This window comes from uncultured Campylobacter sp., from assembly GCF_937890585.1.
Lineage (GTDB): Bacteria > Campylobacterota > Campylobacteria > Campylobacterales > Campylobacteraceae > Campylobacter_A.
On sequence record NZ_CALACG010000201.1, the window covers coordinates 1 to 8,297 of the forward strand.

An 8,297-nucleotide genomic window follows, 5' to 3' on the forward strand; every position below is an offset into this window, starting at 1 on the left:
AGAGACAGGTATAGGAGTAGAGCCAAGCTATTTGAAAGCAGCCAAGCTATTTGAAAAAGCTTGTGATGGTAATTTTTCTAAGAGTTGTTACAATTTAGGACTTTTATATACAAATAGCTTTAGAATAAAACAAGACTATCACAAGGCAGCTAAGCTATTTGAAAAAGCTTGTAATAGTGGAGATATTAAGGGTTGTTATAACTTGGGAGTTTTATACGATAACGGACAGGGCTTAAGACAGGATCGCTATAAAGCAGCTGAGCTATATAAAAAAGCTTGTAATAGTGGACATGCTACAGGTTGCTTTAATTTGGGAGTTATACATGAAAAAGGACAAGGCTTAAGACAAAACTATCACACTGCAAAAGAATATTTTGGCAAGGCTTGTGATTTGGGTGATCAAGTGGGGTGTGATTTTTACAAAAAATTAAACGAAAAAGGCTTTTGACACCTAAAATCAAACAAGCAAGCTCTAACAAATTTAGAGCTTCTCTAAATTTATATCTTATTTTCTGAAAGTAGGATGTTTATATATGGATTTATGAGTGTTTCGCCACGTGCTGCGTAGAGCAAGACCTCTTTAAAGTAGTTGTCGTTTATGCCATAGGTGTGAAATTTATACACTAACATCAGGCTTGTTTCTCTAACAAAGAGGCAAATTAAATTTATAAAAATGAAGAAGAAATGAAAAAGATTATTCTTTTATCTGTGATCTTACTTACTACTGGCTTCTCTAAAGATCTTTTTGAGCTTGGGCTTGAGGCTTACAACAAAGGCGAGTTTGATAAAGCCGCCAAGCAATGGCAAAAAGCTTGCGACGATAATGTTGCTCGAGCTTGTCATAACTTAGGAGTTTTATATGAAGATGCTCAAGGTGTAAAACAAGACTATCACAAAGCAGCCGAGCTATATAAACGATCATGCGATGGTGGATTTGTTGGTAGTTGCCTAAATTTAGGTGTTTTATATATAAAAGATCAAGGGGTAGAACAAGACTACAACAAGGCTATCGAGCTATATAAAAAGGCTTGCGACGGCAACATCGCCGAAGCTTGCCATAACTTAGGTGCCTTATATGCACTAGGCAAAGGCGTAAAGCAGGACTATGACTCGGCAAAAAGATACGTTTTTAAAGCTTGCGCTCTAGGTTTCCAAGATGGGTGCGACTATCTTAATAAAATGATTGCCACAGATGATAATGATGAAAAGATTGAGATCATATTTAAAACTATGATTAAAACGATCAATCATCTAAAACAAATCGACTAACTTCGTAAATTTATATCTTATTTTCTGAAAGTAGGATGTTTATGTATGGATTTAGCAGTGTTTCGCCGCGTGCTGCGTAGAGCAAGACCTCTTTAAAGTAGTTGTCGTTTATGCCATACGTGTGAAACTCATACGCCCCTATGCCGTACCCCATCGGCGTGATATCGACCCTCGAGTACCAGGCATCTTGCGCTGGGATGTAGCGGTTTGTATCTCTTGAATAGACATATAACTTGATCTTATCTTTGCTCTTTTGTGCCATATACCAGATGAAAGAATTTGTGATGTCGTTAAAGAAGTAGATGTCGCCATTTGGCATGATAGCCTGTGCCGTGTCGTTATTATCAGCGATGAGTGTTCTGCTCTCATAACATATATATTTATTTGGCGTGAGCACCTCGATCGGCTCTGATTTGTCGCTATGTGAAACTAAAATTTTATCGTCACTTATGTCGGCATTATAGGCTAGAACGGCTAAGACTAGAGCCAACAAACAAAGAGAAAAAATTTGCTTTATCAAAATAAAAATCCTCTTAACAAATAGTATTTGAGCACGTAAAGCGAGCAGATCAGCACGCAAACACTTAGCCAGATCGATGAAAATTTAAGCTTGTGCGAGTAGTTTGTCTTTGTGATGATCTCCACAAGATATGGCATAAGGCCGTAAAAAACGCCCAAAAATAAACTGCCCCAGATGAGGTAGCCAACGTAATAATAGTCGCTTCTTAGCATGCAGTATGGGCACTTGTGATTTGGCTGCTCGTAGACGTAAAGCCCAAAAAAGTAGGTGATAGCGTAGTAACTAAGCACCAAAAATAGCAAATTTGCCACAAAGCTTGCCATGCTCTGCTTTAAGAAATTTAGCGCCAAAATGACAAAAAATAGCACGAAAAATACGCTCACTAAGCCAAAATTTGTATAGCCAAAAGGGAGCTTTGGAGCTTGAAAAGTGACAGAGCAGCAAAAGACTGGCACTTTTAGCGGGATGTTATAAAAAAACGAAATTTCTATGCCAAGCTCGAGCAGTATCATCACAAAAAGGCAGATGAAAATGGCATATTTTTTCTTTAGATATGGGAAATTTAGAGCCTGCAAGTCAAGCTTGTTTATAACCAGCCAGATACCAAGCCCAAATATCAGCAAAATTTTAGTGAGCATCAAGATGCCACCAAATTTATTTGAGCCGATCACGCCAGCCGAGCACATAGCCCCTGGCACGATGTCAGAGAGCTCGTTTAGACAAAGTGCGAAAAATATAAACAAAACAATCTTTGTACAGATGCTAAAGAGCAAGATCGTATTTACAAGGTAGTTTTGCTTTTCAAGTGAGTATTGAAGCGATGTTAGCGCGTTATAGTCCCATGATCTAACGATCCTAACGACGTAAAATAGCGAAATACTCATCAAAACTAACAGCACAAACTCCGCTAACAAAAAGGCGATAACGGCGTTTGATAAAAATACGCTCATACTATCTCTCCGTTTTGTAAGCTTACAACCCTATCTGTCGCCTTTAGCTCGTCAAAAATGCTATCGTGAGTGGCGACTATGACACTTTTTTTAAGCGCCTTAAATGACTCTAACAAACCCAAAAACGCACGTGCGTTATCCCTATCTAAATTTGCCGTTGGCTCATCAGCCAATATAATGTCAGCGTCCATTGACAAAGCCCTAGCCACCGCACATCTTTGACGCTCGCCACCGCTTAAATTTGATACGTTTTCATCTCTTTTGTGAGCGATATTTGCAAGCTCAAGAGCCCTTTTTATCATCTCCTCACGCGCATTTGCCTTGAAATTTGTTAGAGCAAACGGAGCTAACAAATTTTCATAGACGCTTAAGCCCTCTATGAGGTTAAAATTTTGAAAAACAAGCCCAAGCCTTTTATGTCTAAGCTCGGAGCAAAATGCGTCAGGCAACTTTGCGATGTTAGTGCCGTCTATCAAAATTTCCCCGCTAGTTGGCTTTTGAAGTAGGGCTATGAGCGAAAGCAGGGTGCTTTTACCACTTCCGCTAACGCCTTTTAGTATCACTAACTCGCCGTTATTAACATCTAAATTTATATTTTTTAGAGCGCAAAACTCATTTTGTTTGCCTTGGTTATAGACTAGGCTAACGCCTCTAATGTTTATCATTTGAGTCCCTCATTTATGTCGCCACACGCCACACGCCACGATGGGATAAGCACAAATGCCAAAAATGGTATGACGCCAAAGACAAATATCAAAAAGAGCTTATCAAACTCCAAAATAGGCGTGAAATTTGTAAAATTTAAAAGCTCATCGCCTAAAAATATACCTTTTAAAAACGGAGCATTTAAAACAAATACAAAGAGATAAGCCAACATAACACCAAGCAAAAATGCGCTAACGCTAACGATGAAATTTTGTATAAATTTTAAAAAAATGATCTCTTTTATACAAAAGCCAATACTTCGCAAAATGGCTATCTCGCGCTTTTTACTACCATAGGCAAGTGAAATTTGGTTTTTTAGTAGCACGAAAAATATTAGCATAACGCTAACATAAATGCTCATAAAAATTCCGCCCTTATAGTAGTAAAGGTGCCTTACTTTTGCCACCTCGTCTTCTATGCTAAGAGCAAATGAATTTGGATATAAATTCTCTATTTTCAAAGCCACTTGGCTGATCTCGTCTGTATTTGGCACGTCTACATAGAGCTTTGTATACTCTTCGTCTTTTAAATTTAAGATAGCTCGCAAGGTATTTGGGTGTAAAAATATCGCGTTATTTGAGATAAGACCGCTTTGTTTTGGCATGGTTTTTAGAATTTTTACTGGTATCATGCGCTGTTCTGTTAAGAAATTAAAGCTCTCGTCGTAGTAAAGCTCATTCATAGCCGCCTTTACGCCCTCGCCAACGATCATCTCGTCTTCTTTTAGGCTATCATCCTCATATAGATGAAACCAAACGCGCTTTTGCACGAAGTAGTACTCCCCATCAACCACGCCCCTAACGTCAGCCACGCCATCGATCTTTGAGATGTCGTAGATGTAGCCAGGGTGTATGAGGTCTCTTTTGCCAGCACGAAACGCGCTAACTACGATACTTGATCTATCCTTTACTAAGCTTATAAGATCATGCTGGATCGAGCCAGAGATGAAAAGCACCGAGCTTAGCACAAAGATAATGAGCGCAAATAGACAAAAGCTAAAAAGGTGGTCCTTTTTGTCTTTAAAGAGTAGGACCACAGCGTAGTTTATAAAATTCTTACCTATCATATACAAAGCCTTTTTGCCCCTTTTGGTTGAAGCTAAAAGCGGCATTTGTCCTTGTTATCTTTGAAATTTCTCTTAGCTCATCTTGCTTTGCTTTGTGGTCAAAGCTAAGGTAGTGCGCCGCTAAAAGCGTGTAAGAGAGTCCAAAAAATAACGCCAAAAATGCTAGAAATTTCACTTTATTTACCGATATAAGTCTTTATCTCGTCAAATTTTATGACACCTTTGCCAGCGTGATCTTTCATAAAGCTCTGAGCCTTTGCTTCGTCTTTAAATGGGATAAATTCCTCGCCCATCGGTCCAAAAACGTTTGAGCCATGCACGTAAAACGCCTCTTTTGCATCGAGCTTTTCAAGCGTGTAATAATCACTCACATAAGCCTCTTTCATCTTATCGTTTGTATAGTAAAACTGCGCCATATCTTTTACGCCGTCAAAGTAATAGTCCTTGCCATCAGCCTTGATAAGTGTCGCCCATGGAGAATTTTTCACGATCATACCGCACACTGCACATCTCGTACCCTCTGGCACGACTATCCTCTCAGGTTTTTTAGCCTTAGCCTCTTTGCCCTCTTTGCCTAAATTTGCTGGAGCGTCCCATAGATAAAGAGCTGCAGCTTGTAAGTGTTTGTCGTACTCTGGAGCTTTGTTAGCCTCTTTTACGTCGCATACTTTTTTAAGGTGAGCTTTTAGCTCAGAGATAGCCTTAAAGTTTTTTGGATCAGTTTTGTCGCAGTTTGCCTCGTAAAATTCCTTACCATGTGCGTAAACGCCGTCCTCACGCTTGGCTTTGATCATCTTATTATCGCCTGCAAAGTCTTGTCCAGCGATCTCGTAAGCTTTGGCAAAGTTCATTATCTCGCCGCCATTTGCTGCTTGAAATTCTTTCGCGTCGGCCTCAGTTGAGAAGGCGTATTTGCTATTTCTAGTCATTGTGCCTTTGACGCTACTGCCAACTACGTAAAACGCCTTGTTTACGTCGATCAAATTTAAATTTTTAGTATCAACGACTTGCGCCTCGCTTGGGATCTTGCCTTCTGTGAGCTCATATAAGCAGTGTAGTGACGCTACTTGTTTGCCGTTATAAACGTGGTTTGTTTTATAAAATTTAACCAAATTCATACCGCAAACTGCGCAGTACTCTTTGCCTTCGCCACTTCCTACCAAAGTAGCTTTGCTAGGTTCGACGCTTTGAAACATAGGCTGCATTTTATTAGCGGCTGCACCGTGATCATGCGTGCAAGTAGCAAAAAGTAGGCTAGCAAGTAGTGCAGAACCCAAAACAGAACGTAAAATCATATCATCTCCTTTAGTATATTAACTCTTTTTTAGCATTTTTATATTTTCTTGCGATAACTCGCCTTTTTCATATAGCTTTTTTAAAATTTCATCACCAAAATTTATATCATAATAACCCTTGACAAAGTCGCTAAATTTAGCAAAATCATCAAAGGCGTATCCAAGCAGCCAACGTCCGCCGTTGTTGCCACCTACTAAATTTTGATGCTCTGCGCCGTCATACCAGATAAAAAAGGTCGTTTGCTCTATCTCATCTGGCAAGAAGTAAGAGCGAAATTTAGCAGCCTCGCCACTATAAATTTGCTCTACTACGCTTTTGTCAGAGCCAGCACTTAGCGAATTTAGCTCATTTTCATGATCAAACCCTCTAACCAGCACCGCCTCACTCGTAAATATCACATCTAGCAGATCACCCTGCCCGTTATCTACTTTATATCTTAGGCTATTTTCGCCTTTTGTCTTAGAAATGAGCCTTAAGTGCTCCTCATCAGGCTCCGTCAAAGCGTTATCAAGCAGATATAGCGCTTCAAGGCTCGCCTGCATATTGCCCCAGCTCATGAAAGATATCAATGTTTTCCTAAAATTTCCAAATTCTCGCAAGCCTCTTTTAGGCCATTTTTGCAGCTTTTAGTGAAAATTTCACGTGCTTTTTCTACGTCCTCTTTCACGCCTTTGCCCTCAGCTAGCATGATAGCGTAGTTGTTGCAGCCTTTTTCATATCCATATATGCACGCTTGCTCGTAAAGCTTTGTCGCTTTTGTTAAATTTTGATCGACGCCTTGTGCATAGACATATAAAAAGCCAAGGTTGTCACATCCTATGCCAGCTTCGTTTGCGCAAGCCATCTCGTAGTTTGCTTTAGCTTTTGCGTAGTCTTTCTCGACGCCTTCGCCCTGAGCGTATAGGTAGCCAAGGTTGCTACATCCCATGCCGTCCCCTGCTTTGCAAGCCTTTTCATAGAGCTCTTTTGCCTTTTTTAGGTCTTTTTCTACACCAGTGCCATTTGCATAAAGCAAGCCAAGCTCGGTGCAGCCCTCGTTATCGCTACATGCTTTTTCATATAGTTTGACCGCTTTTGCTAGGTCTTTTTCTACGCCTTTGCCCTTTTCATATACATAGCCAAGGTTGCTGCAAGCCATAGAGAAATTTTGATCGCAAGCCTTTTCATAAAGCATCGCCGCCCTTGCCTCGTCCTTTTTGACGTTGCCGTCACCCCTGCTGTAAAGCACAGCTAGGTTGTAGCAGCCTGATACCTTTTTCTCTTTATCGCAAGCATCTTCATAAATTTGCGCTAACTTGTTGTGATCGTCTTTTGCGCTTAAAGCCTCTTTGATGTAGCCAGCATTTAAAACGCACAAACTAGCAACCAATAAAACCAAACTCTTCTTCATCATATCTCCTAAACTACTTTTATATCTCTGCCGCGGTAGGCTAGGGCGATCAGCAAGGCAAGAGCCGCTAAGATCAAGTATATTAGCCCTGAAACGCCAAATCCTTCACCATTTGCGTATGAGTGAAGTCCGCTAAGGTAGAAATTTACACCAAAATATGTAAATATCACCGAGGCAAATGATAGCACACTAGCGACTAAAAATACAAAAACACCTTTGAGACTTGGCATAAATCTCAAGTGAAGCACGATAGCATAGACGATGATCGTTATGTATGACCAGCTCTCTTTGCTGTCCCAGCCCCAGTATCTGCCCCAGCTCTCGTTCGCCCAGACGCCACCAAGGAAATTTCCGATCGTTAGCAGACTAAGACCTATGATGAGGCTTAGCTCGTCGGTGGCGGCGAGGTATCTTATCTGCTCGCTAAGCTTTTGCTCGTTTTTGTCATTTTTTAGAGCCATCAAGATAAGTCCCACAAGCCCCAGCACAAAGCCAAAGCCCAAAAAGCCGTAGCTTGCTGTGATGACGCTTACGTGCACGCTAAGCCAAAATGACTTTAAAACTGGGACTAAATTTGTTATCTGTGGGTTTATAAAATTTAGATGAGCAACGAGCAAGCTAACACTTGCAAAGAGCGAAGCAGCGCCTAGTGCGAAGCTTTGATGCTTGAAAAATAGCACTCCAGCTAGCACGCTTATAAGCGAGATATAGACTAAACTCTCATAAGCATCGCTCCAAGGTGCGTGACCTGAGATGTAAGCGCGTAGGGCTAAATTTAGAGCATGCACCGCAAAGGCAGTGAAAAATGCAAGGCTAAGTGCTCTTTCAAATCTAAATTTCCTCCCAAAAAATAGCCTATAAAAGCCAAGGGCGAGCGAAGCAAGAGCTAGGATCATGTAAAAATAGATGAGAAATTTAAATATCTCCATTTGGTTATAAAGCACTTCAAGCTCCACCTTTGCCTCGCTTGGCGCAAGAGAGCCTAGAGTGCTTCTTTGATAGTTTGAAATTTGCTCTAAACTCTTATCAGCATCCGCGCACTCGCCACTTTTTACGCAAAGGCTTAAATTTTCTATGTAAGCTCCTAAAACGCTCTTAAAC

At 40.6% G+C, this 8,297-nt stretch carries 12 protein-coding genes; 2 read left to right on the top strand and 10 right to left on the bottom strand.

The window, feature by feature from the left end; all coding sequences use genetic code 11:
* A partial coding sequence (locus tag Q0296_RS05880) for a tetratricopeptide repeat protein (RefSeq protein ID WP_298037946.1) occupies positions 1–448 on the top strand: 448 nt, incomplete at its 5' end.
* Between the two features lie 50 nt (positions 449–498).
* On the opposite strand, the gene Q0296_RS05885 is transcribed toward Q0296_RS05880, so the two are convergent.
* Positions 499–630 (bottom strand): hypothetical protein, encoded by a 132-nt coding sequence (locus Q0296_RS05885; protein ID WP_298037949.1) that lies wholly within the window; start codon positions 628–630, stop codon positions 499–501.
* 54 nt (positions 631–684) lie between these two features.
* On the opposite strand from Q0296_RS05885, the gene Q0296_RS05890 reads away from it, so the two are divergent.
* Complete coding sequence (locus Q0296_RS05890) at positions 685–1,269, top strand: tetratricopeptide repeat protein (protein WP_298037952.1); 585 nt, start codon at positions 685–687, stop codon at positions 1,267–1,269.
* Between the two features lie 10 nt (positions 1,270–1,279).
* On the opposite strand, the gene Q0296_RS05895 is transcribed toward Q0296_RS05890, so the two are convergent.
* The 9 genes from Q0296_RS05895 to ccsA all read right to left on the bottom strand — a co-directional run.
* Positions 1,280–1,789, bottom strand: coding sequence for a hypothetical protein (locus Q0296_RS05895; protein ID WP_298037954.1), 510 nt, complete (start codon positions 1,787–1,789; stop codon positions 1,280–1,282).
* Positions 1,786–2,739, bottom strand: coding sequence for a hypothetical protein (locus Q0296_RS05900; RefSeq protein WP_298037957.1), 954 nt, complete (start codon positions 2,737–2,739; stop codon positions 1,786–1,788). The genes Q0296_RS05895 and Q0296_RS05900 overlap by 4 nt, the downstream gene beginning before the upstream one ends.
* Positions 2,736–3,404, bottom strand: a complete 669-nt coding sequence (locus Q0296_RS05905; RefSeq protein ID WP_298037960.1) for an ABC transporter ATP-binding protein — start codon at positions 3,402–3,404, stop codon at positions 2,736–2,738. Before Q0296_RS05905 ends, Q0296_RS05900 begins: the two co-directional genes overlap by 4 nt.
* Entirely contained in the window at positions 3,401–4,510 is a 1,110-nt protein-coding gene (locus tag Q0296_RS05910; RefSeq protein ID WP_298037962.1) for an FtsX-like permease family protein, read from the bottom strand. Before Q0296_RS05910 ends, Q0296_RS05905 begins: the two co-directional genes overlap by 4 nt.
* On the bottom strand, positions 4,500–4,685 hold the full coding sequence (locus tag Q0296_RS05915) for a hypothetical protein (protein WP_298037964.1): 186 nt from the start codon (positions 4,683–4,685) through the stop codon (positions 4,500–4,502). Before Q0296_RS05915 ends, Q0296_RS05910 begins: the two co-directional genes overlap by 11 nt.
* 1 nt (position 4,686) lies before the next feature.
* Positions 4,687–5,805 (bottom strand): nitrous oxide reductase accessory protein NosL, encoded by a 1,119-nt coding sequence (locus Q0296_RS05920; protein ID WP_298037967.1) that lies wholly within the window; start codon positions 5,803–5,805, stop codon positions 4,687–4,689.
* Positions 5,806–5,823: 18 nt separating this feature from the next.
* A complete protein-coding gene (locus Q0296_RS05925) occupies positions 5,824–6,375 on the bottom strand; it encodes a hypothetical protein (protein WP_298037970.1) in 552 nt (183 codons plus the stop codon).
* A complete protein-coding gene (locus tag Q0296_RS05930; protein ID WP_298037972.1) occupies positions 6,372–7,199 on the bottom strand; it encodes a tetratricopeptide repeat protein in 828 nt (275 codons plus the stop codon). The genes Q0296_RS05925 and Q0296_RS05930 overlap by 4 nt, the downstream gene beginning before the upstream one ends.
* A 5-nt stretch (positions 7,200–7,204) precedes the next feature.
* Positions 7,205–8,297: cytochrome c biogenesis protein CcsA (gene ccsA / locus Q0296_RS05935; RefSeq protein ID WP_298037975.1), on the bottom strand; the 1,093-nt coding region annotated here is incomplete at its 5' end.

Coding starts and splice junctions, on each gene's coding strand:
- Q0296_RS05885 (WP_298037949.1), bottom strand. CDS start 630: ATGTTAGTGTATAAATTTCACACCTATGGCATAAACGACAACTACTTT.
- Q0296_RS05890 (WP_298037952.1), top strand. CDS start 685: ATGAAAAAGATTATTCTTTTATCTGTGATCTTACTTACTACTGGCTTC.
- Q0296_RS05900 (WP_298037957.1), bottom strand. CDS start 2,739: ATGAGCGTATTTTTATCAAACGCCGTTATCGCCTTTTTGTTAGCGGAG.
- Q0296_RS05905 (WP_298037960.1), bottom strand. CDS start 3,404: ATGATAAACATTAGAGGCGTTAGCCTAGTCTATAACCAAGGCAAACAA.
- Q0296_RS05910 (WP_298037962.1), bottom strand. CDS start 4,510: ATGATAGGTAAGAATTTTATAAACTACGCTGTGGTCCTACTCTTTAAA.
- Q0296_RS05920 (WP_298037967.1), bottom strand. CDS start 5,805: ATGATTTTACGTTCTGTTTTGGGTTCTGCACTACTTGCTAGCCTACTT.
- Q0296_RS05930 (WP_298037972.1), bottom strand. CDS start 7,199: ATGATGAAGAAGAGTTTGGTTTTATTGGTTGCTAGTTTGTGCGTTTTA.